Source organism: Campylobacter sp. 2018MI01 (assembly GCF_018501205.1).
Lineage (GTDB): Bacteria > Campylobacterota > Campylobacteria > Campylobacterales > Campylobacteraceae > Campylobacter_E.
The window spans coordinates 1-435 of sequence record NZ_JAHCZE010000163.1 but is presented as its reverse complement, the minus strand read 5'-3'; the positions used below and the strand labels follow the sequence as shown (position 1 = coordinate 435).

General features: G+C 44.4%; 1 protein-coding gene. It reads right to left on the bottom strand.

Translation table 11 applies throughout. The annotated features are described in order from the left end of the window. On the bottom strand, positions 1-435 hold a 435-nt coding region (locus KJQ97_RS09485; protein WP_214120705.1), incomplete at both ends, for a lysylphosphatidylglycerol synthase domain-containing protein.

The following is a 435-nucleotide window of genomic DNA, read 5'->3' as shown; positions in this document are numbered from 1 at the left end:
AACACGTGCAGCTTATCAGCAATAAAGCGAAAACCAATCAGAATACAAACAATAAAATTAACGACGATCATTGATTGATAAACGACAAATTTCATCAAAAGCATCGAGGTCGCACGACCAGCATCAACGCCCGACTGCATCAACGCAAACAATTGTGCCGGCTGCCCGCCGGTTGAAAAAGGCGTAATTCCGTTAAACAACAACTCGATCATCGGAACTCTGATTGCATCCCGCATCGGATAACGGGAAAGATGCTGCTGTATCAAAATTTTAACGACAAGTGCTTCGAAAACAACCGATAGAGCCATCGACAAGACTGCAACCATTGCCCACGACCATTTTAAAGTTCGAAGATCATGAACAAGCTCTTCATAGGAAACACCCCTCAATGACGCATAGCAGATCAACGCACCGATTGTGAACATGACGCAGATC